The organism is Pilosibacter sp. NGB245, from assembly GCF_057397225.1.
In genome coordinates this window covers 2,717,471-2,742,915 of sequence record NZ_CM171584.1, presented here as the reverse complement: position 1 = coordinate 2,742,915, position 25,445 = coordinate 2,717,471, and the positions used below count along the sequence as shown (strand labels likewise).

21 protein-coding genes and 1 pseudogene are annotated in these 25,445 nt (G+C 50.4%); 16 read left to right on the top strand and 6 right to left on the bottom strand.

Annotated elements, in window-relative coordinates; translation table 11 throughout:
- The first annotated feature begins 77 nt into the window (after window positions 1-77).
- The 8 genes from nusB to argR are packed head-to-tail and all read left to right on the top strand — an operon-like array spanning window position 78 to window position 7,134.
- Entirely contained in the window at window positions 78-602 is a 525-nt protein-coding gene (gene nusB / locus ACXMYH_RS12215) for a transcription antitermination factor NusB (protein WP_486554986.1), read from the top strand.
- 3 nt (window positions 603-605) lie between these two features.
- Entirely contained in the window at window positions 606-1,907 is a 1,302-nt protein-coding gene (xseA, locus tag ACXMYH_RS12210) for an exodeoxyribonuclease VII large subunit (protein ID WP_215703242.1), read from the top strand.
- 9 nt (window positions 1,908-1,916) lie between these two features.
- Entirely contained in the window at window positions 1,917-2,150 is a 234-nt protein-coding gene (gene xseB / locus ACXMYH_RS12205; RefSeq protein WP_118298728.1) for an exodeoxyribonuclease VII small subunit, read from the top strand.
- Window positions 2,134-3,027 carry a polyprenyl synthetase family protein gene (locus ACXMYH_RS12200; protein WP_118298727.1) on the top strand — a complete coding sequence of 298 codons (894 nt, stop codon included), beginning with the start codon at window positions 2,134-2,136 and terminating at the stop codon, window positions 3,025-3,027. Before xseB ends, ACXMYH_RS12200 begins: the two co-directional genes overlap by 17 nt.
- Before the next feature lie 34 nt (window positions 3,028-3,061).
- Window positions 3,062-4,930 carry a 1-deoxy-D-xylulose-5-phosphate synthase gene (gene dxs / locus ACXMYH_RS12195; RefSeq protein ID WP_486554985.1) on the top strand — a complete coding sequence of 623 codons (1,869 nt, stop codon included), beginning with the start codon at window positions 3,062-3,064 and terminating at the stop codon, window positions 4,928-4,930.
- Between the two features lie 43 nt (window positions 4,931-4,973).
- Window positions 4,974-5,783, top strand: coding sequence for a TlyA family RNA methyltransferase (locus ACXMYH_RS12190; protein WP_118530514.1), 810 nt, complete (start codon window positions 4,974-4,976; stop codon window positions 5,781-5,783).
- 10 nt (window positions 5,784-5,793) lie between these two features.
- Entirely contained in the window at window positions 5,794-6,642 is an 849-nt protein-coding gene (locus ACXMYH_RS12185; RefSeq protein WP_486554984.1) for an NAD(+)/NADH kinase, read from the top strand.
- Between the two features lie 39 nt (window positions 6,643-6,681).
- Window positions 6,682-7,134: an arginine repressor gene (gene argR, locus ACXMYH_RS12180; protein ID WP_117470231.1), complete on the top strand. Its 453-nt coding sequence runs from the start codon at window positions 6,682-6,684 to the stop codon at window positions 7,132-7,134.
- 146 nt (window positions 7,135-7,280) lie between these two features.
- Here the strand turns inward: argR and ACXMYH_RS12175 are convergent.
- The 3 genes and pseudogenes from ACXMYH_RS12175 to recN all read right to left on the bottom strand — a co-directional run.
- A pseudogene (locus ACXMYH_RS12175) lies at window positions 7,281-7,523 on the bottom strand (DNA alkylation repair protein); the annotation flags it as partial.
- Between the two features lie 200 nt (window positions 7,524-7,723).
- Window positions 7,724-9,001 (bottom strand): SpoIVB peptidase, encoded by a 1,278-nt coding sequence (gene spoIVB / locus ACXMYH_RS12170; protein WP_118530518.1) that lies wholly within the window; start codon window positions 8,999-9,001, stop codon window positions 7,724-7,726.
- Window positions 9,002-9,465: 464 nt separating this feature from the next.
- Window positions 9,466-11,193 (bottom strand): DNA repair protein RecN, encoded by a 1,728-nt coding sequence (gene recN / locus ACXMYH_RS12165; RefSeq protein ID WP_486554983.1) that lies wholly within the window; start codon window positions 11,191-11,193, stop codon window positions 9,466-9,468.
- A gap of 233 nt (window positions 11,194-11,426) precedes the next feature.
- Between recN and ACXMYH_RS12160 the strand changes: the two genes are divergently transcribed.
- Window positions 11,427-12,221, top strand: coding sequence for a carbon-nitrogen hydrolase family protein (locus tag ACXMYH_RS12160; RefSeq protein ID WP_118530520.1), 795 nt, complete (start codon window positions 11,427-11,429; stop codon window positions 12,219-12,221).
- 391 nt (window positions 12,222-12,612) lie between these two features.
- Here the strand turns inward: ACXMYH_RS12160 and aroD are convergent, their stop codons facing one another.
- Window positions 12,613-13,368 carry a type I 3-dehydroquinate dehydratase gene (gene aroD / locus ACXMYH_RS12155; RefSeq protein ID WP_486554982.1) on the bottom strand — a complete coding sequence of 252 codons (756 nt, stop codon included), beginning with the start codon at window positions 13,366-13,368 and terminating at the stop codon, window positions 12,613-12,615.
- Window positions 13,369-13,822: 454 nt separating this feature from the next.
- On the opposite strand from aroD, the gene ACXMYH_RS12150 reads away from it, so the two are divergent.
- From ACXMYH_RS12150 to ACXMYH_RS12125, 6 genes are all read left to right on the top strand, one after another.
- Window positions 13,823-14,905 (top strand): TAXI family TRAP transporter solute-binding subunit, encoded by a 1,083-nt coding sequence (locus ACXMYH_RS12150; protein ID WP_243016000.1) that lies wholly within the window; start codon window positions 13,823-13,825, stop codon window positions 14,903-14,905.
- A complete protein-coding gene (locus ACXMYH_RS12145) occupies window positions 14,886-15,377 on the top strand; it encodes a DUF1850 domain-containing protein (protein WP_117567550.1) in 492 nt (163 codons plus the stop codon). Before ACXMYH_RS12150 ends, ACXMYH_RS12145 begins: the two co-directional genes overlap by 20 nt.
- 62 nt (window positions 15,378-15,439) lie before the next feature.
- Window positions 15,440-17,440, top strand: a complete 2,001-nt coding sequence (locus ACXMYH_RS12140) for a TRAP transporter permease (RefSeq protein ID WP_118736194.1) — start codon at window positions 15,440-15,442, stop codon at window positions 17,438-17,440.
- A gap of 225 nt (window positions 17,441-17,665) precedes the next feature.
- On the top strand, window positions 17,666-19,429 hold the full coding sequence (locus ACXMYH_RS12135; RefSeq protein ID WP_486554981.1) for a LytS/YhcK type 5TM receptor domain-containing protein: 1,764 nt from the start codon (window positions 17,666-17,668) through the stop codon (window positions 19,427-19,429).
- A gap of 80 nt (window positions 19,430-19,509) precedes the next feature.
- Window positions 19,510-20,232 (top strand): LytR/AlgR family response regulator transcription factor, encoded by a 723-nt coding sequence (locus ACXMYH_RS12130; protein ID WP_486554980.1) that lies wholly within the window; start codon window positions 19,510-19,512, stop codon window positions 20,230-20,232.
- 183 nt (window positions 20,233-20,415) lie between these two features.
- Entirely contained in the window at window positions 20,416-21,492 is a 1,077-nt protein-coding gene (locus ACXMYH_RS12125; protein ID WP_486554979.1) for a DnaJ C-terminal domain-containing protein, read from the top strand.
- Between the two features lie 260 nt (window positions 21,493-21,752).
- Here the strand turns inward: ACXMYH_RS12125 and ACXMYH_RS12120 are convergent, their stop codons facing one another.
- The gene (locus ACXMYH_RS12120) at window positions 21,753-22,778 is read right to left on the bottom strand and encodes a branched-chain amino acid aminotransferase (protein WP_142412250.1); all 1,026 of its coding nucleotides are present in this window, start codon (window positions 22,776-22,778) and stop codon (window positions 21,753-21,755) included.
- A gap of 393 nt (window positions 22,779-23,171) precedes the next feature.
- Between ACXMYH_RS12120 and ACXMYH_RS12115 the strand changes: the two genes are divergently transcribed.
- Window positions 23,172-24,446: an MFS transporter gene (locus ACXMYH_RS12115; protein ID WP_486554978.1), complete on the top strand. Its 1,275-nt coding sequence runs from the start codon at window positions 23,172-23,174 to the stop codon at window positions 24,444-24,446.
- Here ACXMYH_RS12115 and ACXMYH_RS12110 read toward each other — a convergent pair.
- Window positions 24,382-25,299 (bottom strand): LysR family transcriptional regulator, encoded by a 918-nt coding sequence (locus ACXMYH_RS12110; RefSeq protein ID WP_486554977.1) that lies wholly within the window; start codon window positions 25,297-25,299, stop codon window positions 24,382-24,384. The two genes, ACXMYH_RS12115 and ACXMYH_RS12110, sit on opposite strands and share 65 nt — an antisense overlap.
- Window positions 25,300-25,445 lie beyond the last annotated feature (146 nt).

Sequence of the window (25,445 nt, the reverse complement as noted above, 5' to 3'; positions counted from 1 at the left end):
TCTGCACTCACATCTGCAGAAGCTGCAAAAGGCAGTTTTTCGGGATACATGGCGGCAAAAAGAGCAGTTCAGAGAGAATGACAATCAGAGCAGCACGGACTGTCGGAAAAGACCGTCGGTCCGTTCAGATAAACGGAGGTAGAAAAGTGACCAGAAGGGAAGCCAGAGAACATTGTTTTAAAATGCTGTTCTGCCAGGATTTTTACCCGGCAGATGAGAAGGAAGAGCAGTTAGAGAGATATTTTGAAGCGCCGAAGGAGGACGTGACCGGCGAAGACGGAAAAGATGAGATCCTTCATGATCCGTTTGAGAAAGAAGAGGACCGGTATTATCTTGAGAAGCGTGTTGAGAAGATCATGGAGCTGATCCCGGAGATCGATGAGAAGATCAACGAGATCGCGGAAGGCTGGAGAACAAGACGTATGGGTAAAGTCGAGCTTACGATCTTACGTCTTGCTGTGTTTGAGATGAAATATGACGAGGAGATCCCGGAGAAGGTTGCCATCAACGAAGCAGTTGAACTCGCAAAGAAATTCGGCGGAGATGAAGCTCCGGCGTTTGTAAACGGTATCCTTGCAAAACTGATCCAGAAAGGCAATTAAACGATGGCAGGTGTTTACTCTGTTACACAGGTAAATTCATACATCAAAAATATGTTTGCACAGGACTTCCTTCTTCGCCGCCTGTCGGTGAAGGGGGAAGTTTCCAACTGTAAGTATCACAGTTCCGGACATATCTATTTCACGCTGAAAGACGGAGGCGGAACACTTCAGGCTGTCATGTTCGCAAGCCAGCGACGCGGTCTCAACTTCAAGTTAGCCGAGGGACAGCAGGTTGTCGTAAAAGGAACCGTGGATGTCTACGAGCGGGACGGAAAATACCAGCTCTACGCGTCAGAAATCGAACTTTCCGGGCGCGGGGACCTGTATCTGAGATTTGAAAAACTCTTAAAAGAGCTGGAAGAGATGGGAATGTTCGACCCGCAGTATAAGCGGCCGATCCCACGGTTTGCGAAGACGGTCGGGATCGTGACGGCTCCGACGGGGGCGGCGATCCGTGATATCATGAACATCGCGCACCGGAGAAATCCGTATGTCCAGCTGATCTTATACCCGGCTCTGGTTCAGGGAGACGGGGCGAAGGACAGTATCGTGAAGGGGATCCGGACGCTCGATGCGATGGGACTGGACGTCCTGATCGTCGGACGCGGCGGCGGTTCGATCGAGGATCTGTGGGCGTTTAACGAGGAGGAGGTCGCGAGAGCGATCTTTGCGTGCAATACGCCTGTGATCTCGGCGGTCGGTCACGAGACGGATGTGACGATCGCGGACTATGCGGCGGATCTTCGGGCGCCAACACCATCGGCGGCGGCTGAGCTTGCGGTGTTTGACTATTTCCAGTTCCAGATGGATCTGAACGCGAGAAAGCAGCGTCTGATGAAGGAGATGGCGACATGTCTGGACCGGACGAAGAGCAGGCTGAGGCAGGATATGCTGACGCTTCGGTTTTATGATCCGAAGAGCCAGTTAAATGAGAAGAAAAAGCGGTTGGCAGATGCGGAGGATACATTGCTCCGGCTGATCGCGCAGAGGCAGCAGGAGGCAAGAAGAGATCTTCAGAATGCTGAGACGCTGCTTCAGAGAGAGATGAAGGACCGACTTGCCGCGGACAAGAGAAATCTTGCGGTGAAGAGTGCCAGACTCTGGGGACTTTCCCCGTTAAAGAAGATCAGCGATGGTTTTGGATTTATCACGGACGGAGACGGAAAGCGTCTGGAGACCGTGGAACAGGCAGTACCTGGAAGCCGGATCACAGTCCGTGTGAAAGACGGACGGATCGGAGCGACCGTGAACAACGTGGAAAACTATGACATCAGGACATCAGGACAGGAAAAACTGTCGCAGTGAGGAAAGACTATGGATGACGAGACAAGAAAAAAGATGAATGTAGAGGAGACGTTTGCGGCGATCGATAAGATCATCGGAAGGCTGGAAAAGGGAGACGGATCCCTGGAAGAAGCTTTTGCGGACTATGAAGAAGGTATGAAGCTCGTAAAGAGCTGCAATGAAAAGATCGAAATGATCGAGAAGAGGATCCTTGTTTTGAGCGGAGATCAGGCGGAGGGAACGAAAGATGACGGACAGTTTTAAGGAAAAGTTCAGACAGGCGGTCGCAGAGACCGAGGCAGTCGTATATTCTTATCTTCCGGAGGAGACCGGGCACCAGAAGACGATCTTTGAGGCGATGAATTACAGCGTGAAGGCGGGCGGAAAGCGTTTGAGACCGCTGCTGATGCGGGAAGTATACCGTTTATTCGGCGGGAACGGACCGGAGATCGGGCCGTTCATGGCGGCGATGGAGATGATCCACACGTCCTCACTGATCCACGATGATCTTCCGTGTATGGACAATGACGAGTACCGCCGCGGAAAGCTGACGACCTGGAAAGCGTACGGATATGATATGGCGGTCCTCGCGGGCGATGCACTGATGATCTACGCGTTTGAGGTGGCTTCAAAGGCATTCACGATGGGAGCGGACCCTGCGAAGGTCGGACGTGCGATCGGGATCCTTGCGGAGAAGACCGGGATCTACGGTATGATCGGTGGACAGACCGTAGATGTGGAGCTGACCGGAAAGGCGGTCCCGAGGGAGAAACTTGATTTTATCTACCGCTTAAAGACAGGAGCTCTTTTAGAGGCCTCCATGATGATCGGCGCAGTCCTTGCCGGTGCATCCGATGAGGAGATCCGGGAAGTCGAGACAATGGCGTCCGAGGTTGGACTTGCATTCCAGATCCAGGATGACATCCTCGATGTGACGAGCACCCAGGAAGAGCTTGGAAAGCCTGTTTTAAGCGATGAGAAGAATCAGAAGACCACATATGTGACGCTGGAAGGTCTTGAGAAGGCAAAACAGGATGTCAAAGAGATTTCCGACCGGGCAGCGGGAAGACTTGCCGGTCTGCCGGGAAAGAATGAATTTCTGTATGACATTATTGAAATGCTCGTAAACAGGAAAAACTAAGGAAGAAAAATATGTAAGGGAGTAGTCTGGAAACATGCTGCTTGATCATATAAAACAGTCTTCGGACATCAAAAAACTGAAAGAAGACCAGTATCCGGAGCTCGCGAGAGAGATCCGCCAGTTCCTGATCGAAAAGATAAGTAAGACCGGAGGTCATCTCGCCTCAAACCTTGGCGTTGTGGAGCTTACGATGGCGCTGCATCTGGCGTTCGATCTGCCGAAGGACAAGATCGTCTGGGATGTGGGACATCAGGCTTACACGCACAAGCTTTTAAGCGGAAGAAAGGCCGGATTCGACGATCTGCGCCAGTTCGGCGGGATGAGCGGGTTCCCGAAGCGAAAAGAGAGCCCGTACGATGCGTTCGACACAGGACACAGTTCCACTTCGATTTCCGCAGGGCTTGGGATCGCCCAGGCACGGGAGATCACGGGCGAAGAATATTCGGTGATCTCTGTGATCGGAGACGGCGCGCTGACCGGCGGAATGGCCTACGAGGCATTAAATAATGCTGCCCAGATCAAAAAGAACTTTATCATCGTGCTGAACGACAACGAGATGTCGATCTCTAAGAACGTCGGCGGTATGTCACGGTATCTGAGCAGTGTCCGCACGAAGGAAGGTTATGCGGAGCTGAAACTCAAGGTGGAACGGGGACTTTCCTCGATCCCGGTGATCGGAAAGCCGATGGCATATGGGCTTTACCAGTTAAAGAACGGGATCAAGCAGTTTCTCGTCCCGGGAATGCTGTTTGAGGATATGGGGATCACCTACCTTGGACCTGTTGACGGACATGATGTGAAAGCGATGATCCGCGTGTTTAAGGAAGCAAAGCGGGTCCAGCATGCAGTCCTGGTCCATGTGATCACGAAAAAGGGAAAAGGTTACAAGCCGGCGGAGGAAAATCCGGCGAGATTCCACGGTGTGGAGCCGTTCGATATCAAGACCGGAAAGCCGCTTAAGAAAAAAGAATTCCCGAGTTATACCGATATCTTTTCTGAGAAGATCTGTGAACTTGCGAAGAAGAACGAGAAGCTCGTTGCGCTGACGGCGGCAATGCCGGACGGAACGGGACTCACGAAGTTTTCGAAGGAATTCCCGAAGCGGTTCTTTGACGTGGGGATCGCGGAGGCACATGAGGTGACGTCCGCGGCTGGTATGGCGTCGGCCGGGCTGAAACCGGTTGTCGCTGTGTATTCCTCGTTTTTACAGCGCGGTTATGATCAGGTGCTCCATGACGTCTGTATCCAGAACCTTCCGGTCTTATTCGCGATCGACCGGGCCGGTCTTGTGGGAAGCGACGGGGAGACCCACCAGGGAATCTTTGATATCTCGTTTCTGAGTCTTGTTCCGGGGATGAACATCATGGCGCCGAAGAATCTCTGGGAGCTTCAGGACATGCTGGAGTTCGGCGTGAAGTTCAACGCACCGCTCGCGATCCGCTATCCGAGAGGTCAGGCGTACCGCGGACTGGAGGAGTTCCGGGCGCCGATCGAGTACGGAAAGGCGGAGATGCTCTATGAGGAGTCTGACATTGCTCTTTTTGCTCTCGGAAGCATGGTGAGCACCGGAGAGCATGTCCGGGAAAAACTGAAGGCAAAAGGACATGCATGTACCCTGGTAAATGCGCGGTTTGTGAAGCCGCTCGACACCGATATGATCGATCATCTGTGCAAAGATCATAAGCTCATCGTCACGATGGAGGAAAATGTGCTCCGCGGCGGCATGGGCATGTATGTCACAAAGTATATTCATGAATTTTATCCGGAGATCCGGGTGATCCAGATCGCACTTCCGGATGCATATGTGGAACACGGAAATGTGTCCGTCCTTCGGGAAATGCTGGGGATCGACAGCGATTCGGTCCTGAAGCGGATCGAGAAGGAACTGGATTCCTGGAAATAAAGACAGTCTGGGAGGCGAAGATCCCGGGAAGGAGAAAAAGCCCATGAAGGAACGTTTGGATGTTCTTCTGGTAAAGAGAAACCTGGCAGAGTCCAGGGAGAAGGCGAAGGCGGTCATCATGTCCGGCATCGTCTATGTAGATGGACAGAAAGAAGACAAGGCGGGTTCCATGTTCGATGAGACTGCGAACGTGGAGGTGCGCGGAACGACTTTAAAATATGTGAGCCGCGGAGGTCTGAAATTAGAGAAGGCGATGACGCACTTTGGTGTGACACTGGCCGGAAAGATCTGTATGGATGTCGGTGCGTCCACCGGCGGATTTACGGACTGTATGCTCCAGAACGGAGCGGTGAAGGTTTACTCCGTCGATGTTGGACATGGACAGCTCGCATGGAAACTCCGGAACGATGAGCGCGTGGTCTGCATGGAAAAGACGAATATCCGCTATGTGACTCCGGAGGAGATCCCGGACCGGATCCAGTTTGTATCCATTGATGTATCCTTTATCTCCCTGACGAAAGTTCTGGGACCTGTGAAGGCGCTCATGGAGCCGGATGGTGAGGTTGTCTGCCTGATCAAGCCGCAGTTTGAGGCCGGACGTGAGAAGGTTGGAAAGAAGGGGGTTGTCCGTGAAAAATCAGTCCATCTCGAGGTCATCGAGATGGTAGCATCATTTGCCGGAAGCATCGGTTTTGAGGCGCTGCATCTGGAATTTTCACCGATCAAAGGACCGGAAGGAAACATCGAGTACCTGCTTCATTTAAGAAACTGTACTGATGGCAGCACCTTCACAAACGACGCGATCGGAGCTTCCGGGATCGTCGACAAGGCACACGAGACACTGGATAAATAGGACAGAATATATGAAGAAATTTTACATCGTTGCGAATCCTGACAAAGAAAATACGAAGAACATGCAGACAGCGGTCGAGGAGTATCTGACGACCCGCGGCGCAAAAGTCTCCGCCGGAAAAAGTGCTTCCGGACATGGAAATCCCTATACGGATCTTGAGGATGTTCCGGGAGATACGGAATGTGTCATCACACTCGGCGGCGACGGAACCCTGATCCAGGCGGCGCGGGATCTCGCAGGGCGTGATCTTCCGATGATCGGGATCAACCTCGGCGGTCTCGGGTATCTCACCCAGATCGGGCGGGAAGGCGATGTGAAGGAGCTTCTGGATGCGCTTTTGGAGGATTCTTACCAGATCCAGGAGCGCATGATGTTAAAGGGCTGCGTTTACCGGGACGGAAGACCTGTGAAGGAGAGTATCGCGTTAAATGATATCGTCCTGACAAGGGACGGGGATCCGCGCGTTCTGAAATTAAAGCTGTACGTGGACGGACAGTTTTTAAACGAATTCAGCGCCGATGGCATGATCGTTGCGACACCTACGGGATCGACAGCCTACAATCTGTCGGCGGGTGGGCCGATCGCACAGCCGGACGGACAGCTCATGATCCTGACGCCGATCTGCCCGCACACGCTGACATCGAGAACGATCGTTTTCGGTGCCGGAAGCCGGATCCGGATCGAGATCCCGGCGACGAACCGCGGCAGCCAGGTGGCGGCGTTTGACGGTGACACGCTGGTTCGCCTTGAAAACGGGGATTATATTGAGATCACAAAGGCAGAGACCGTGACCAGGGTAGTGAAGCTGGATCACCGGTCCTTCCTGGATATTTTGAAAATGAAAATGTATGATGCGTAGTGCGCGGGATAGTGTACGCAGAAAGGGGCAGCGGAAGACATGAAGGTTGACAGACATAGTAAGATCGTTGAGCTCATTGGGAAATATCAGATCGAGACGCAGGAGGAGCTGGCGGAATACCTGAAAAAGGCCGGATACCATGTGACGCAGGCGACAGTATCGAGAGATATCCGCGAATTAAAGCTCACAAAAGCACCGGGGAAAAACGGACGCCAGTGCTACGCAGTCATGCAGCATCAGAAGGATTTCGGAGAAAAATACATCCGCATCTTCCGTGACTGCTATGTCTCCATGGATATGGCACAGAATATTCTCGTAATCAAGACCGTTTCCGGTATGGCGATGGCGGTCGCTGAGGCGCTCGATGTGATCGGATTCCATGAGATCGTCGGCTGCGTGGCCGGTGACAACACGATCATGTGTGCCGTGCGGACGGTGGATGACACGATCATCCTGATGGATAAGCTGAAGAAGATCGTGGAAGGAAAATAGAAGAGAGCCGTTTGTTGAAGAAAACGGAGTGAATGATAGAGACAGACCGTCTGCTTTTTGGCAGGCGGTCTGTTGTTTATGATGGGTGCTTTGTCGAATGAAACGGGAAACAGAGTGCAATGCCCAACTGAAATATTTGGAAAGCATCAGGAGCGGATGCGAAGTTCCCGGAGCTGCTGCTTCATTTCAGGTGGGATTCGGAAGCTTTCGACTGCTTTCTGGATGGTCTTATTGTGGGTCCAGACATCCAGGCGGCGCTCTGTGAGCCAGGGCAGGGCGGCATCCGGCTGTTTGGCGAGAGCTGTTGCAAAATACCATGCCCGCATCATATTCAGATAGTATTCTTCGGTATGTATTTCGGCTGCCCACATAAGATATTCCGGACGGAAGTAACAAGAGTGTCAAGGGAGTTATCTGGGAGGAACAAGGACTGAAAATTTACTTCTGCATACAGTGGTTGTCACAAATTTTGCGACCACCACTGTATTATCTAATTTACGCGAATAACGTGCAAAAGTCCGCGCTTGCGAGACCTTGGCGACTGTCGCGATAACAAGGGGAAACTCGCGAAGCGTGTTTTTGCTTGTTGTTAATGCCCCAGCATATTCTCCATAAAAATTCCATATCCTCTTGTCGGATCGTTGATGAAAACGTGGGTGACAGCTCCGATGAGCTTTCCGTCCTGGATGATCGGGCTGCCGGACATGCCCTGGACGATCCCGCCGGTGAGATTTAAGAGGTCCTCGTCTACGACTTTGAGAACCAGCCCTTTATTTTTTTGCACACTTCCATAATCCACTTTTTGAATTTCGATCTCATAGTCTCTCACCTCCCCGGATACCTTGCTCCGGATGTACGCGCGCCCGCGTTGGATGTCCTGGCGGAATCCGATGGGGATCGCGTCGGCCTGTAGCGAGTCAAGAAAATGTCGGTTTACAGTTCCATAGATTCCTTCCGTTGTGTTTTCGGTCACATCTCCCAACTTTGTCCCTTTTCCGTAGTAGATCACGCCAGACATCACACCGGGCTTTCCTGTCTGGCCTTTTTCAATTCCCAGGATCTGGGTCTCGTAGAGCTCGCCGCCGTCGATATCCACGAGTGCTCCGGTATCGCTGTCACTGATCCCGTGACCCAGAGCGCCGAAGCAGCCATTCATGTCAACATACGTCATCGTTCCGATCCCCTGGGTATCATCCCGGACCCAGGCGCCGAGCTTGTAGTGACCGTCATCTGCCAGGACAGGCGTCATGTTCACGTCGATTTCCCGCCCATCCCGCCTGATCCCGAGAATCATGGCTTTTCCTCCGGACGCGTTCACGGCATCGACCAGAGCGTCCTTATCTTCTAAAGTCTCACCGTTGATGGTCTGAATGTAGTCCCCGGACTTCAAAAGCCCGTATGCCGGTTCCACCACATTTCCCGTCTTATTTGTCACCTGTCCGGTACCGATCACCATGACGCCTTTGGAACTCAGGTAGATCCCGACAGGAGTTCCGCAGGGGATCGCACAGGAACTGTCGACGACGTCAACCTGGATCTCCTTCATGAGGATCAGACCGAGAAATTTCATTCCGACAAGGTAACTGCCCTCATTTTTTCCGCACATGGAGACGGAATCCGGGCGGTCGATCCGGATCATCCCATCTGGAATATCGGAGGAGTTTTTCAGGATGACTTCCTCACTGTCACTCTCAAAGGTGATTCCGGGCGGAAGAGAAAAATGGAAGACTTCCTCCTCGTTGACGACCAGATTCAGCTTATCCGGCACCGCATACCGGATATAGATCCAGGAAAATCCCAGAGTGAAGATCAGAGAACACCAGAATACCCGGATCAGGATCCTGCGAAACGATTCTTTTTTCATCATGGCAGCTTCCTCCTTGTCTGTTTCTGTCAGCAGTACAGGCGCGGAGATCATCCGGTTGCGATCCGAAACACAGATCAGACCGGAGAAACCGCCTATTTGATGCACTGCATATATTGAGGCTGCCAGTACCTTTTTAGTATCACCGTTTTTCAAAAGGATTATTCAGGAAGGTCCAGATCGGAAAAGGTGAGAAAAAGGAGAGACAGCTTTTTTGTCTCTCCTAGTATGTGATACATTCTGAAATTCACCCTGTCAGTTTTTTCTCATTCTGTCGATTCATCCCGGTTATAAAAATATAAGATGCGTCGTTACTTTTCACGGGTAGGAATTTTCTGAACTGAAAATTCCGTATGATACCGTTGCGGTCGCGGATTTTGCCGATTTGGAATGCGAAGCATCGGCAAAATCCTGTTACAGAACGCGGGCATGGAGTGCCCGTGTTCTGTAACGATGCGTCTGCAGATTCATCCGGCTGCCGGAAGCATAGAAACGTCATTGGAGACAACAGAACAATCCCGGGAATCGAGATGGGTTTTTGTCTCTTTTGCCAGCCGCTTCATTTCCTCCGCATTTTCAAGGACTTTTTCCGTGATCTCCGCGCCGCCGAGAAGTCTCGCAAGCTCGCCGGTCTGTTCCTGCTCATTCAGCTTTTGGATCTTAGTGGAAGTCATTCCGTTCTGCACCGATTTCCTGATTTCAAAGTGCGTATCAGCCATCGCGGCGATCTGAGGAAGGTGGGTGATGCAGAGAACCTGATGCTTTCTTCCGATGTAAGACAGGCGTTCCGATACTTTCTGGGCAGTTCTTCCGCTGATTCCGGTGTCAATCTCATCGAAGATCAGGGTAGGGATATCGTCCGTATCGGCGAGGACGGTCTTGATCGCCAGCATGATCCTTGAGAGCTCACCGCCGGATGCGACTTCGCCGAGCGGTCTTGGCGGGATACTTCCAGGGTTTGTGGAGATCAGAAACTCCACTTCGTCGGAGCCGGAGGCCGTGTAGTGGTCTGTGCGGTGGACATCGACCTGAAATTCCACATGGAGGAAATTCAGATCCCTGAGTTCCTCGGAAATCCGGTTTTCGAGAACTTTTGCGGCTTTTTTCCGCTCTTCGGACAGGCGCCCGCAGAGAAGAGCGAGGACATGTTTCTGTTCTTCGAAGACTGCCTTTGCGGCGCGGGCCAGTTCTTCATAATTTTCAAGTTCTTCCAGGCGCTTTTTCTTTGCATCAAGACTTCGCAGGACTGCCTCCTCGGTTGAGCCATATTTCGCAGTCATCTGGCGGATCAGATCGAGACGCTCTTCCGTCTGCTGAAAGTCTTCCCCGGAAAATTCCATCTCATCCAGATAGCCGGAGATCGAACGGCAGAGATCGGACAGGATACTTTCTGCATCGGAGAGACCGGATGCGATCCCGCTCAGCCGTTCATCGTAGGAGGAGACATTTTCTACCTCGTGGCAGGCCCGGCCGATCATATCGCTGTCAAGAACCTGGTATGCGGCCTGAAGACTTTCCATGATCTTCTGGCTGTGGGCATATTTGCGGAACTTTGCGGCCAGTTCTTCTTCTTCCCCCGGTCTTAAAGCGGCGTTCTCGATCTCAGTAATCTCGAAACGGATAAAGTCGAGTTCCCGCTTCCGGCTCTCGTCATCCAGAAAAAATCCGTCAAGTTTTCCTTTTAATTCCAGATATTTCCGGTAGCTTTCCGCGACTTCTCTTCTCAGCATCCCTGTTTCTTTCCGGGAATATTTGTCGAGGATCTCCAGATGTTTCTGCCTGTGAAGGAGAGACTGGTGCTCATGCTGGCCGTGGATATCTAAAAGTTTTCCGGTTACAGCCTTTAAGCGGGCTGTCGTTACGGTTTCATCATTGATCCGGCTGATACTTCTCGTCGGAGTGATCTTTTTTGAGATAATGAGAAGTCCGTCATCATCCGGATATACATCCATCGACTTTAATTCTTCACGTTTTTTCTCATCGTCGACGGAGAAGGTAAGCTCGATATAGGCATAGTCCTCACCGCGGCGGATCATGTCCTTTGATGCTTTTGCACCCAGCGCGAGAGCGACAGAGCCGATAATAATTGATTTTCCGGCTCCGGTCTCACCGGTCAGAATATTTAAACCGTTTCCAAATTCTACATCTGCCTGTTCGATCAGGGCAAGATTCTTTACATGTAATCCAATCAGCATCCGGATTCCCCGCTTTCTGTAAGTCTATGAAAAATCAATAGAAACATTTGTTCGATTTCGTAAAACGAGTATAGCACACATCTGTTCGATTGTCCAGTAAAAATCGAACATTTGTTCCTGAAAAATACTCCGGAAAAAAATCGCAGCTTTGCCAGCTTTGCCGTTGCCCGGGTTCTTGCCACGGCATATTCAAGGTGATAGAATGAAAAAAATGATACATGAGGAGGAAAAGCATGAAAATCGCACTTGCGCAGATGCGTATGACCGGAAATGTACAGGAAAACCTGGAGAAAAGCCTGAAATTTTGTGATCTGGCAGAGGACTGTGATCTTCTTTTTTTCCCGGAGATCCAGTTGTCCCCGTTTTTTCCGCAATATGAAAAGCAGGATGCTGAAATGTATGTCATGGAAAAAAACGGGCAGGAGATCGCGGAACTTGCCGGTAAAGCAAAAGAACATCAGTATTATCTTTCGCCGAATGTCTATTTAAAACTTGAAAACCAGAAATATGATGCCTCCCTGTGGATCGGACCGGACGGCCGGATCCTGGATGTCGCAAAAATGGTCCATATCGCTCAGGCAGAACAGTTTTATGAACAGGATTATTATGCACCATCCGATGATGGATTTAAGGTTTTTGACACGCCGTTCGGGAAGATCGGGATCGTGATCTGCTATGACCGCCATCTTCCGGAAAGCATTCGGACCTGTACACTCATGGGAGCAGATCTGATCATCGTTCCTACTGCAAATACAAAGGCGGAGCCGATGGAGATGTTTGAGTGGGAGATGCGCGTGCAGGCAATGCAGAATCAGGTGTTTATCGCAATGTGCAACCGCGTCGGAGAGGAGGGAGAGATGGACTTTTCCGGTGAGTCCATCGTGATCCATCCGAATGGAAGTGTTCTAGCGAAAGCGGACGATACGGAGCAGCTTCTGGTGTGTGAAGTCGATCTTTCTGAGGCGAAAAAGCTGAAAAAGAAAGTTCCGTATCTTTCCACACGGAGACCGGAATGGTACAGAATCTGAAGAATGGAACAAAAGAAAACGGCCCACCCGAAAAATGGGTGAGCCGTTTCCTTTTCACAAGGTAGGGGCATTAAAAGAATATAGGTAACTATTCAGTAGGTCTGCGCACTTGCTGCGCTGACCGTAATAAAACACAGGCTTGAAGGCAAAAATCCCATCGGCAAAGCCGATTTTAAATGGATTTTTGCTCGTAACTTGCCATGCGTCCGAAGGAAATCTCCGGGGGAGATTTCTGTAGGTGTGAGGGTACTGAACAGTTACGATTACAGATATTTGGAAATCAGTGTCTTATACTCATCGACACCGATGAATTTCAGGTACTCGTTGAAAACCCTATGAAAAACTCCCGCCGCCGGATGTGCCATGTCCGGGGACGGGAGCTTTTCATTTTTTATGCAAGCGTCTTTAAAAAGGTGCTCAGCAGGTTTGCAGGGATCTGTCCGGGTGCGGATGCCTTTCCGGCCGTTCCGAAGGTCACGCAGGAGCCGACAAGCTGTCCGCAGATACGGCTGATCACTCCGGAAGGACTCATGGACATCGTGATCACCGGCGTCTCATTGTGTTCCTCCTTCATTGTCAGTGTTGCGTCGAGAAGTGTAAGGACATCGCGGTCACACTGCGGCATAACTGCGAATTTTACGATGTCGGCGCCGAGAGACTGCATCAGGCAGAGATTGTTCACGATGATGTTTTTGTCCGGTGTTGCCGTGAAGTCGTGGCGGGAGGCGACAACTTTTACTCCGACCCGGTGGGCGGCCGCGACGATCGTCTTCATTGTGTCTTCCCCGCGGGAGAGTTCCACGTCAACGAGATCGATGAGACCGCTGTCGATCACGGCGAGGATCGTCTTTGTGTAGCTCTCCGTATCGATCTCCATCATTCCGCCTTCCACGCTGGTACGGATCGTGAAGAGCACCGGAATATTCCCTAAAGCATTTCGAAATAAAGTCATTGCCTTAATCCGGACTTCGGGATCTTCCATACCGGTGTAGAAGTCCGCACGCCATTCGATCAGGTCAAACGGAGTATTTCGGATCAGGTTTACAGATTTTTTCAGGTCATCAAGATTTGTATCCGTAACCGGAATGCAGATCTTCGGCATCCCGTCACCGAGTTTTACATTTCTTACTTTTACGATTGCTCCCATAATGGATAACTCCCCCTGTTTATTTTAAATGTTCTTCTTTGTCGTTTTGCGGTTATGTTCCTAGTATATATATGGAAGAAAGAAAAGTCAACACTTGCACGCGTTAAAGTTTCGAAATTTAAAGCAACGTATTAATAGGAACGATCAATTCACGGAAACTGAGAAACAGCATCGATGGATCGGAAAATCGCGCAAAGACCCGTTAAATAAATAACAGACGTTTTTCCGGAAACCATGTTTTATTCCTGCATTTTATACGCCAATTTTTACCATTCATACACGATTTTGTGCAGTTTGCACGAACCCCATTGTGCCATAGTCAGGTTTACGTTAAAATTTAGACATGAAATGTGAAATATTTATAAATAATATGAAGCATTTGGAAAGTGGGTATTGTAACAGCCTGCGGGTAACAGGCGTTACGGGTAAACAAAAAGAAGGAGAGGTAAACAGTATGAGATTAGTGAAAAGAATCACAGCAGCAGCTATGGCACTCACAATGACAGCAGCTCTTGCAGGATGCGGCAGCAGCTCCGGCAGTACATCTACAACAGCAGCAGCTGACACAACAGCGGCAGCCGTAACTGAGAAAGCGGCGGATGGTTCCAGCGCAGAGGCAGGCAGCACGTCCGTGAGCATTGACAGGGCGAAAGAGTTTGTCACAGTCGCAACCGGTCCTACGAGTGGTATCTACTACCCGATCGGCGGCGCATTTGCAACCGCATTAGGAAATGCAGGATATAAGACATCCGCACAGGCAACCGGCGCTTCCGTTGAGAACATCAACCTGATCTTAAACGGTGAGGCAGAGCTTGCGATCGCAATGCAGGACTCCGTCGTACAGGCTTATGAGGGCTTTGGTGCGTTTGAGAAGGCAGAGCCGGATCTGAGAGCCATGATGAGACTCTGGCCAAACTACGTACAGCTCGTAACCGTGGCAAGCACAGGCATCAAGAGCGTTGAGGACTTAAAGGGCAAGAGAGTCGGTATCGGTGCTCCGAACTCCGGTGTTGAGTTAAATGCGAGAATGATCTATGAAGCATACGGCATGACATATGAGGATAGTGATGTTGACTACTTATCCTACGGTGAAGCGATCGACCAGATGAAAAACGGTCAGTGCGACGCGGCATTCGTTACCTCCGGTCTTCCGAACGCAACCGTCAGCGAGCTGGCATTCAGCTACGATATGGTGATCGTTCCGATCGACGGCGAAGGCAGAGATAACCTGATCGAGAAGTATCCGTTCTTCTCCGCAAGCACGATCCCGGCCAATACATACAACAACAAAGAGGACGTGGAGAGCGTATTCGTTTACAATATCATGCTTGTAAATAAGGACGTATCCGATGACATGGTCTACGATATGCTTGACTGCATCTTCTCCGACGATGGAATCGCTACCATCAAGGCATCCCACAACACAGCAGACAAGAACATCGATGTTTCCTTCGGTGTTGACGATGTAAAGATCCCGCTTCATGACGGTGCTGCGAAGTGGTGGCAGGATCACGGTTATGAGACTCCTGAGAACTAAATTAAAAATCCTGATTCCGGTTCTTCTGGTAATCACAGCAATCTCTGCTGCCGTGTTCGCACGGCAGCAGAAAAAAATTCTGGTGATCGAAGAGCTTGAAACCGGAAATGTTTACCGGGAGATTCCGGTAAAGACCGGTGACGAGCTTTCCTTCCAGTGGGAACATTCCTTTGAGCATATTCCGTGGTACGAGTATTACGAGATACAGAAAGACGGAAGCTTCATTCTCCACACCATCGCGGTCGCGGGCTTCGGTGCCGGAATTCCGGCAGAGATGGACTGCAAATACCGCTACGAAGACGGACTCGTCTACATGGATGAGATCGAAAGCGTCTTTCCGCAGTTCAACTGGATCAATTCCCAGACAGCCCTGAAGAACATCAAGGTGAATGGCGAGCTCCTGATTCAGGGTTCTGACATGCCGCATCACGTAAAAATGGTGCTGAGGATCCGGAATGGTTTTGAAAAATAAGAAAAGGAAACTGCTGAAGAAACACCGACAACAACTCTGACAACGAAGGAAGGGAAATCTGTATGAGCGAAAAAGAGAAAAACATCGTCCCCAGTACAGCGGAAGCAGAGATGAGCGAGGAAGAAAAACAGAAACTCCTCGAGCAGTTTGATAAAGAGAGCAAGACGAGAAAGTTCGGGTCCCCGGTATTAAAGAAAGCTTACCGGGTATTCGCGATCATCGTTACCTTATATCATCTGGTTTTCGCATCCGGTCTTTACATGCCGGAAACATTAAAACATCGTTCCATCCATGTCGGCATGATCCTGATTCTTGCCTTCATGCTTTATCCGGCTACGAAAAAAGCGAGCCGCAAAGTGATTGCGTGGTATGATTATGTATTTATCGCATTGTCAGCCGCAGTTCCGATCTATATGTGCGTAGATTATGTAAACATCATCAACCGTGCCGGAAAGCCGGACATGATGGATGTCGTGATCGGTACCCTCTTAACCCTGGTCGTTCTGGAGGCAACGAGACGTGTCTGCGGCATGGCTCTCCCGATTATCTCCATTATCTTTATGATCTACAGCTTAATGGGCACGAAGCAGGGACTCATCCCGATCGATGTCCCGGGCATCTTCCTCCACAGAGGATATACATGGCAGAAGTTAATGAGCCACTTCTTCTCGAACACGGAAGGTATTTACGGATCGTCGGTCAACGTCGCGTCCACCTACATCTTCCTCTTCATTGCCTTCGGTGAAGTCATGAACAAGTGTGGCATGGGTCAGTTCTTCAATGACTTCGCGAACGCCATCGCGGGCGGCACAAAGGGCGGCCCGGCAAAGGTAGCAGTTGTTGCTTCCGGTCTTCTCGGAATGATCAACGGTGCAGCTGTAGCCGTCGTTGTTACGACCGGTTCCTTCACGATCCCGCTTATGAAAAAATCCGGCTATGACGACGAGTTCGCAGGTGCCGTTGTTGCGACCGGTTCTGTCGGCGGACAGCTGATGCCGCCGGTTATGGGTGCTGCCGCATTCATCATGGCAGATACTCTTGGCATGAAGTACAACGAACTTCTTTTATCCGCGATCATCCCGGCAGTCATCTACTACATGGGCATCCTGTTCCAGATCCAGATGAGGGCTGAGAAGATGGGAATGCAGGGAACCCCGAAGGATCAGCTTCCGAAGATGTCCCAGGTCATGAAGGAGTACGGTCATCTGGCACTCCCGATCATCTTCCTCGTTTACATGCTGTTCTTCTCCGGAAAGACGGTTATCATGGCTGCGTTCTATACGATCGTATTCACGATCATCGTGGCGCAGTGCAGAAAGAATACGAGAATGACCTTCCAGGATATTCTTGATGCGATGGTAGCGAGCGCGAAGTCTACCGTATCCGTAGCGATCGCCTGCGCCTGCGTTGGTATCATCGTTGGTTCCTGCTCGATCACAGGTTTCGCTCTGAATATGGCAAATACCATCATCAGCATCGGCGGAAAGAGCCTGATGTTCACACTGGTATTCACAATGATCACCTGCATGATCTTAGGTATGGGTCTTCCGAGTATCCCGTCCTATATCATTACCTCCACGATCGCAGCTCCGGCTCTGGTACAGCTTGGTATCCCGGCCCTGGTTGCCCACATGTTCTGTTTCTACTTCGCAATGTTCGCAAACCTGACACCGCCGGTTGCCCTTGCAGCCTTTGCGGCAGCAGGTATCGCAGGTGGAAGTCCGATGAAGACAGGATGGGCATCCGTAAAGCTTGCGCTTGCAGGATTCATTCTTCCGTACATGTTTGTATACAATACAGACCTTCTGCTGCTTGATACTCCGCTTGCAAAAGCGATTCAGGTTGCAGTAACTGCTGCAGTTGGTGTATTCTTAATCAGTACAGCAGTCGAAGGTTTCCTGTTCACAAAGGTCAACATCGTATTGAGAATTGCCAGCCTCATTGGCGCTTATCTCCTGATCGACAGCGGTCTTGTGACAGATATCGCAGGTATCGTGATCTGCGCAGTTGTATTCGTATTCCAGAAAGCAGCTGCAAAGAAGAGTGCACCGGCGGCAGTGTAGACCTTCATAGATAACCGGTGAACACACAGGGACTGCTGCAGAAAATTTACTGCGGCGGTCCCTGTTTTTCTATATGTGTCCGTTAAAACACGCCGGGTCAGGCGTCAGACAGTTGTGATCCATGCTACGCGCAGACATTCCGAAATGGAGGTTTTGCGCAGATTGCAATAACCACTGCGGACAGATATAGAAAAACAGGGATCGTCAGAGACAGGAGGAAACAACATGCTGCTTGATGTTATTTACAGTATCTGCTTTAACATCTGCCTATTGGTAGTGCTCGCCTTCATGATGACGAAGATGGACTTTGTCCAGAGACTTCTCTTAAATGAAGAGGGCGGAAGTGAGGAAGGAAGAGGGGAGAGTGTCTGGCAGAGGATCTGGGAAAAGGTGCTTCTCGGCGTGATCTTCGGCGTCTTCTGCATCATCTCTGATTACATCGGGATCCAGGTGACAGGGGCGCTGCCGAATGCCCGGGTGATCGGTGTTCTGTCCGCCGGATTTCTTGGCGGTCCTGTCTCGGGCTTTATCACGACAGTGATCGCGGCGGCCCATCGGTATCTGATCTTTCCAGAAAGGATCTCCACGGTGGCCTGTGTGCTCTCCGCGATCATCCACGGGATCATCGGTTCCTTTATCGGCTGGAAGAAGAAGGAAAACCGCCAGTACTCGAACACGTTTCTGCTGGGAGTCACGTTCATTTCCGAGATGATCCATATTGTTCTGATCCTGCTTCTTACCCGTCCGTTTGATGCGGCCGTTGAGATCGTAAAGATCGTGATCGTTCCGATGGTGATCATCAATTCCGTCGGCATGGTGATCTTCTTTAATGTTTTTAAATCGATCTTCAACACGGAGGACTTGAAGGTTGCGTCCAAGGTCTCCCTCGCAATGAGAACCGCCGAGCGGTGTACCCCGTATCTTGGCTCTGTGGAGAATGACCGGAAGACGGCGGGAAGGATCATCGACATTATTATGGAAGAGTACCACTGTCAGGGTGCGGCACTGATCGATGATATGAAATTTCTGGCAAGGAGCGGGGCATTTTCCAGTATCGTTCTCACAGAGAACAATTATCCGAGACTTTTATCCGCGACAAAGACCTTCAAGACGACGAGGATCAGCCGCGTGCCTTTACCGGAGGACGGATTTTATCCTCTTTATAAGGAGAATGTGATCATATCTGCGCCGATCCTCCTCGATGAGGGAAAGGTTCTGGCGCTTGTGATGCTGGTGAAGAAAAATGCATATTCCTATCGAGCGGACATTGAATTTGTCACGGGACTCGCGAACCACTTCGCGATGCAGATCAAGCTCTCGGAGATGGAGAAACAGAAGGAAGAGCTGAGAAAAGCGGAGCTTCGGACCCTGCAGTCCCAGATCAATCCGCACTTCCTGTTCAATTCATTAAATACGATCTCCTACTTCTGCCGGGAAAAGCCGGAGAAGGCGAGAGAGCTCTTACTGGCACTGAGCTCCTATTTCCGCAGCATGCTGGAGGATACCGATTATATGGTAACTCTTGACACGGAACTTGAGCATGTAAAAGCCTATACGATGCTTGAGGAGGCGCGGTTTGAAAAACGTCTCTCGATCGAGATCAATGCGGATCCGGAGGCGCTGCGAAGCTGCGTGCCGAACCTGATCTTACAGCCCATCGTGGAGAATGCGGTCCATCACGGGGCAATGCAGAGGGAAAAAGGAGTCGGAAAGGTCATCGTAAACGTAAAACGGGAGGAACGATCCACGAGGATCGATGTGATCGACAACGGACCGGGAATGGACTACCGGATCGTCCAGAGCCTGTACGGCGGGGAAAAAGTGGAACACACAGGAATCGGAATGATGAACGTGCAGCAGAGACTGATCTCCTTATACGGAAAGTCCTACGGACTCCAGATCGTGACAAGTGAAGAAGGGACGGACGTGCGGATGAATATTCCGGACAGCGCGGCTGGAAGCGCACAGCAGGAGAAAACGATCGGCTGACGATCTTCCGGAAGAGCAGATGACAGCAGCCTGCTGTTTGGAACAGCGGAGTTTTTGACAGAACAAGGGAGGCATGAGGTATGAGAATAGCAGTAGTTGACGATGAGCGCCCGGCAAGAAGCGAACTTAAATATCTGGTGGAGCAGTGTGAGCCGGATGCGGAGATCGCGGAGGCCGACGGGAGCGAAGAATTTCTTGCAATGCTGGAGAATGAGACCTTTGATGTGTGTTTTGTGGATATCAATCTGGGCGGCATGAACGGCACTACGCTGGCATCCATGATAAAGAGAAAGCAGCCGGACACGCTGCTCATCTTTGCCACTGCGTTCCAGGAATATGCGGTAAAGGCCTTTGAGATCGGGGCGGTGGATTATCTCTTAAAACCCTTTGACTATGAACGCGTCAAACGGGCGATGGAGCGGATCCATGAACACATAAAGGAAAAGGCCGCCGGTCCCGGATATGAAATCGGAAAGATCATGGTGAACACGGGCTCCAGCTTTCAGGTCGTTGATGTGGCAGATATCGTATTCATTGAGACGGAAAAGCATTCCTGCAAGATCCATATGAAGGACGGATCCTTCTATCTGCAGAACGAGTCACTGAACAATTATGAGACTCACCTGAAAAAGAGCCGGTTCTTCCGGATCCACAAGAGCTACCTGATCAATCTGGATTATGTGAAGGAGATGCAGGTGAGCTACAATAATGGATATTGTGTGAAGATGAAGTATTATGATGCTGAGGCATTGCCCATCGGTCGGACCCAGGTGAAGGAATTTAGACAGATTTTTGAAAAATAGGAATAATTAGAATAACAAAGAAAATATTGAAAAATAAAGATCCCGCTAAAAGCCAGAACGTACAGATATTGTACGGAGGAAGGTTTCGGCGGGATCTTTAAATATCACAAAAAATTCACATACCTCCCTTGACATTGAAAATTAGATATGTTACATTACAGATAGAACAGCGAGGTGGTGAATATGTCATCGACAAAGAGAGATTATTATGATGTGCTGGGCATCTCGAGAGATGCGGATGCTGCGGCAATTAAACGTGCATATAGAAAATTGGCAAAGAAGTATCATCCGGACTCCAATCCTGGCGATAAGACGGCGGAGCAGATGTTTAAGGATGTAAATGAGGCTTACGACGTTTTGAGTGATCCGAAGAAGAAGAAACTCTACGACCAGTTTGGACATGCTGCTTTTGATGAGACGACAGGTTACGGACAGGGCGCTGGAGCAGGTGCCGGTGGTTTTGGCGGATTCGGCGGCTTCGGAAACGGTGCCGGCGGAGCATACCGGTCCGGATCCTTCCGTTCCGGAGATGGAACGTATCATGAATTCCATTTTGAGGGCGGTGACGGGGATGATATCTTCGGTGATCTGTTTGGAAATATGTTTGGCGGCAAAGGAAGGTCTGGCAGCGCTGGATTTGGCGGTTCCGGCTTCCATGGCTTTGGCGGCGGAAATGGATTTTCCGGTTCTGGATTTTCTGACCGCGGCAACGACTTAAATGCGGAGGTTCAGATAACCTTCGATGAAGCCGTTCATGGCTGCGAAAAGACCATCACGATCCAGAATCCGAACCAGCCGGGCAGCAGGCCGCAGACGCTGAAGGTTAAGATCCCGGCAGGTATCGAGACCGGAAAGAGCATCCGTCTTGCAGGCAAAGGAATGCCGGGAAGCGGCGGCGGTGCCGCTGGTGATCTGCTTCTCAAGATCACAGTCGGCGAAAAGCCGGGCTGGACGAGAAAGGGCATGGATGTCTACAGCGATGTGGAAGTTCCGTTCACTACGGCCGTCTTCGGCGGTGAGACTCTTGTCCACACGTTATATGGAGATGTGGTCTGCAAGATCAAAGCCGGAACCCGCTCCGGCACAAAGATCCGTCTCCGCGGCAAAGGTATCGTTTCCTTAAAAGACCCGTCACTCCACGGTGACCAGTACGCCGTCGTAAGGATTCAGGTTCCAGATGACTTAAGTCCGGAGGCAAAGCAGAAGCTTAAGGAGTTTGAGGATATCTGCAGGCGGGATGGAAGATTCCATGCGGCATAAATAAAGAAAAATTAAAGAGATCCGGGATTCCATCATGCATGGATGGTCTCTCGGATCTTTTTATGAATGCAGATCATTATTTTTCAAAAGAATCAAGATATTCTCTTGCAGTTGCCTGATCCAGATCAAAATTTTTACATATTTGTTCCAGAATAGTATCATCGCTTAAATGGAATTCTCTTCCCATGCGAATCATTGCTAAAGAAAAAAGAGCAGGACTCCCCAAAGGAATCCTGCTCTGATACAATTCACACGGTTAATTATTTGATCACATGGATCCAGCCTTCCGGTGCCTCGATATGGCCCATCTGGATGCCTGTTAATGTGTCGTAGAGCTTCTGGATCACCGGACCCATCTTCTCCATTCCGCTCGGGAAGCAGATCTCGTTGCCGTGATCTACGATCTTGCCGACCGGGGAGATAACAGCTGCGGTACCGCAGAGACCGCACTCAGCGAAATCTTTTACTTCTGTAAACGGAACCGGACGCTCCTCTGTCTTTAAACCGAGGTAATGCTCAGCAACGTAGAGGATGGAGCGGCGTGTGATGGACGGAAGGATAGAGTCGGACTTCGGTGTTACGACTGTGCCGTCTTTTGTAACGAAGATGAAGTTTGCTCCGCCTGTCTCCTCAACATAGGTTCTTGTAGCAGCGTCGAGATACATGTTCTCATCATAGCCTTGTTTGTGAGCATCAACGATGGCATGTAAGCTCATTGCGTAGTTTAAGCCGGCTTTTACATGGCCTGTTCCGTGAGGTGCTGCGCGGTCGAAGTCTGTGACACGGATCGTGATCGGCTTAGCGCCGCCCTTGAAGTACGGGCCGACCGGTGTACAGAACGCGCGGAACTGGTACTCGGTTGCCGGTTTCACACCGATAACCGGGTTTGTACCGAACATATACGGACGGATGTAAAGAGTTGCGCCGGAACCATACGGCGGAACGAAATCAGCGTTTGCTGCAACCAGCTTTGTGATCGCGTCAATGAAGCGCTCCTTCGGGAACTGCGGCATCTCAAGTCTTGCTGCGGAGTTCATCATACGCTCAGCGTTTAAGTCCGGGCGGAAGGTTACGATGTGGCCGTCCTCCGTTGTGTATGCCTTTAAGCCCTCGAAGCAGGTCTGTGCATACTGGAATACGCATGCACACTCGTTTAAGGTGATCATATCATCAGTTGTAAGAGTTCCCTCATCCCAGGAACCATCTTTGAAGTTGGATACATATCTGTAATCAGTTTTGATGTAACCGAATCCGATATTGGACCAGTCGATCTCTTTCTTTGCCATTGGAAATTCCTCCATTCTGCCGTCAGACCGGCATTGTATTTTTTGCCGCCGGGGTCGGGCGGTAATGTCTTTTTACTGCGGTACTGTTTCGATGTAATGAACAGTTACCGTGTATTCTATTATAAATACTTAAGATTTATCCTGCAAGTTCTTTATGGTAAAAAGATGAAAAAAATATGGGAAAATGGGAGAAATAATGCTACAATATAACTTTAAGGAATAAAGAATATTCCGCAGATTTATTCAGCATGTCCGCAGAGGCCAGGCGCCTGCCATAAGAGTGAGTGACGGAGATGGAACCGGGTGGATATGTGGTCGGAAGTTTTCGGGGCGGACAGCCGGATACCGGCGATATGCGGAAAAGAAAAAAGCTGGGGAAAGGCAGAAATAACAATGGAACAAAAGAAAAACAGACTGCACTATGCCTGGTTCATCCTTGCGGGCTGCTGCATCCTGCAGGGGGCGACTCTGGGACTCATCAACAACTGTGCCGGTGTCTTTTACTCCCCGATCTGCAAAGAGCTGGGATTTGAGCTGGGAAAACTTACGATGTACCGGATGCTCTACTGCATCAGTTCTGCTTTGGCGCTGCCATTTGTGGCGACAAGCTTTCGGAAACATGATGTGCGGATCGTGATCAGCATTGCAGCTGTCATATACGGAGGCTGCGCGGCCCTCATGGGTACCTTCCATGAACTGTGGCAGTGGCATTTGACAGGCATCATTCAGGGAATTGCCTCGTCCTTCGTCTGCATGATCCCGGCGCCGATCATTCTTGGAAACTGGTTTAAGAAAAAGACCGGAACGGCGGTGGGAATCTCCGCGGCGTTCTCCGGTCTCGTCGGCATGATCGGCAGCAGCTTTCTTGGAATGGCGATCCCGGCATTCGGATGGAGGGTGAGCTATGTGGCGGTTGGAATCGTCAGTATCGCGCTGGTCCTCCCGATCTCCCTGTTCGTTCTCCGCTGCAAGCCGGAAGAGATGGGACTTCTGCCTTACGGGGCAAAGGATGTGGAGCGAAGGGCTGTATCAGACGCATCAGCGCCCGCATCCGGGGAAAACGGGATTACGTTAAAAGAATTGCTGCGTCAGCCGGAATTTTATATTGCCGTGGGTGCATACTGGACCAGTGTGTCATGCGCGTACCTGAATTCCTTCCTGACGCCCTGTGGGATCGCAGCCGGCCTTACGCTGCAGGCAGCGGCCATGATGACGAGTATCTCCCTTCTTGGAAATATGTCCAGCAAACTGATCCTCGGAAAGGTCAGTGACAGTCTTGGAATCATAAAGACCTTCGAATTTTCCATTGCGCTGGCGTTCTTTGGTCATGTGCTGCTGTTCATAGGTTCCCCGAAGACTGTGATGGCAGGTTCTCTGTTCTTCGGCGTGACATTGCCGCTTTCCTCGGTCATGATGCCGTTATTCTGCAGGATCTTCTGGAAGGGCGAGACATACAGCACGGCGTACGCTTACTCCACTATGGTGGGAACGCTTCTCGGCGCCCCGTTCAACATGTGGTTTGGAACATTCTATGACATAACAGGGGATTACAGGCTGACTATCGGGGTGAGCGCTGCGATGCTTGTTATGTTAACCTTCCTCATTATGCTTGAGGGAACTCGTCTGAAACGGATGAAGTCTGAAAAGTCTCCTTCGCAAGCTCGATAAAGGCGTCCATCTCACCGGTGTGCCATTTGTCTTTGTGATAGAGGACCTGACGGTAGAGCTCCATGTGGAAATCCTTTACCGGCAGGATCGAGAGAATACCGGATTCCACTTCATGCCTTACGGCAAACTCTGGGAGAAATGAGATCCCGGCGTTCTGCTTCAACATATTGATAATGAATTCAGTGTTTCCAATTTCCAGGAAAGGCTTGATCTCCTTTCCGAGAGATGCCAGATACCGGTCAAGAACGAACCGGTAGCTGGCATTTTTTTCGGTCAGGAGGAATGGGTGGCTGATGACCGAGGCAAGGTCTGTGGGATCATTTTTTGCCAGCGTGTGGACGGAGGAAGAGACAAAGGAGATATTTTCCGGCGCTTCCAGAACTTTTATAAAACGCTTGTCGTCAATGGGCTGGTCGAGGAGATAGACCAGATCGATAGAGTTCTTGTTCATGCGGTCCAAAAGAACATCCGGGGAGTCCAGAACGATGCTCACGGAGACGTTCGGGTAAAGTTGATGGAATTTCTTTAAAAGATCCGGAAAGATGGATTCACAGATGGATTCAATGGTTCCGATGGTGAGGTCACCGGAGAGCTCTGTGGTGGCGGAAACAGCTTTTTTCGCGTCGGCGACGGTGCCAAGGATCGTCACGGCATAGCGGTAAAAGATTTCCCCGTGATGAGTCAGGACCGTCTTTTTTCCGAGACGGTCAAAGAGATGGATGCCGAGTTCCTCCTCTAACTGCTTGATCTGGACCGTGACGGCGGCCTGGGAATAGCCTAACGCCTCGGCGGCTTTTGAAAAACTTTGCTTTTGCGCGATCTGTAGAAACGTGCGGATCTCTCGAAGTTCCATGGCGGATTCCTTTCTTCTCTATAAAAATTTATAAACGATCTGTTTAAAACGTTCAATTTTACTTTTAGTACTTCTTATGATACGCTAAGAATATAGAAATTGCAAGAAAATAGCAGGATAGAATGCGAATTTTCAGGATGTGAGAC

Excerpts from the sequence above, each read along its gene's own strand:
- ACXMYH_RS12140 (WP_118736194.1), top strand. The coding sequence starts at position 15,440 with ATGAGCGAAAAAGAGAAAAACATCGTCCCCAGTACAGCGGAAGCAGAG.
- ACXMYH_RS12125 (WP_486554979.1), top strand. The coding sequence starts at position 20,416 with ATGTCATCGACAAAGAGAGATTATTATGATGTGCTGGGCATCTCGAGA.
- argR (WP_117470231.1), top strand. The coding sequence starts at position 6,682 with ATGAAGGTTGACAGACATAGTAAGATCGTTGAGCTCATTGGGAAATAT.
- ACXMYH_RS12200 (WP_118298727.1), top strand. The coding sequence starts at position 2,134 with ATGACGGACAGTTTTAAGGAAAAGTTCAGACAGGCGGTCGCAGAGACC.
- ACXMYH_RS12190 (WP_118530514.1), top strand. The coding sequence starts at position 4,974 with ATGAAGGAACGTTTGGATGTTCTTCTGGTAAAGAGAAACCTGGCAGAG.
- ACXMYH_RS12150 (WP_243016000.1), top strand. The coding sequence starts at position 13,823 with ATGAGATTAGTGAAAAGAATCACAGCAGCAGCTATGGCACTCACAATG.
- ACXMYH_RS12185 (WP_486554984.1), top strand. The coding sequence starts at position 5,794 with ATGAAGAAATTTTACATCGTTGCGAATCCTGACAAAGAAAATACGAAG.
- xseB (WP_118298728.1), top strand. The coding sequence starts at position 1,917 with ATGGATGACGAGACAAGAAAAAAGATGAATGTAGAGGAGACGTTTGCG.
- ACXMYH_RS12115 (WP_486554978.1), top strand. The coding sequence starts at position 23,172 with ATGGAACAAAAGAAAAACAGACTGCACTATGCCTGGTTCATCCTTGCG.
- ACXMYH_RS12135 (WP_486554981.1), top strand. The coding sequence starts at position 17,666 with ATGCTGCTTGATGTTATTTACAGTATCTGCTTTAACATCTGCCTATTG.
- ACXMYH_RS12145 (WP_117567550.1), top strand. The coding sequence starts at position 14,886 with ATGAGACTCCTGAGAACTAAATTAAAAATCCTGATTCCGGTTCTTCTG.
- ACXMYH_RS12120 (WP_142412250.1), bottom strand. The coding sequence starts at position 22,778 with ATGGCAAAGAAAGAGATCGACTGGTCCAATATCGGATTCGGTTACATC.
- ACXMYH_RS12160 (WP_118530520.1), top strand. The coding sequence starts at position 11,427 with ATGAAAATCGCACTTGCGCAGATGCGTATGACCGGAAATGTACAGGAA.
- ACXMYH_RS12130 (WP_486554980.1), top strand. The coding sequence starts at position 19,510 with ATGAGAATAGCAGTAGTTGACGATGAGCGCCCGGCAAGAAGCGAACTT.
- ACXMYH_RS12110 (WP_486554977.1), bottom strand. The coding sequence starts at position 25,299 with ATGGAACTTCGAGAGATCCGCACGTTTCTACAGATCGCGCAAAAGCAA.
- nusB (WP_486554986.1), top strand. The coding sequence starts at position 78 with ATGACAATCAGAGCAGCACGGACTGTCGGAAAAGACCGTCGGTCCGTT.
- spoIVB (WP_118530518.1), bottom strand. The coding sequence starts at position 9,001 with ATGATGAAAAAAGAATCGTTTCGCAGGATCCTGATCCGGGTATTCTGG.
- dxs (WP_486554985.1), top strand. The coding sequence starts at position 3,062 with ATGCTGCTTGATCATATAAAACAGTCTTCGGACATCAAAAAACTGAAA.
- aroD (WP_486554982.1), bottom strand. The coding sequence starts at position 13,368 with ATGGGAGCAATCGTAAAAGTAAGAAATGTAAAACTCGGTGACGGGATG.
- xseA (WP_215703242.1), top strand. The coding sequence starts at position 606 with ATGGCAGGTGTTTACTCTGTTACACAGGTAAATTCATACATCAAAAAT.
- recN (WP_486554983.1), bottom strand. The coding sequence starts at position 11,193 with ATGCTGATTGGATTACATGTAAAGAATCTTGCCCTGATCGAACAGGCA.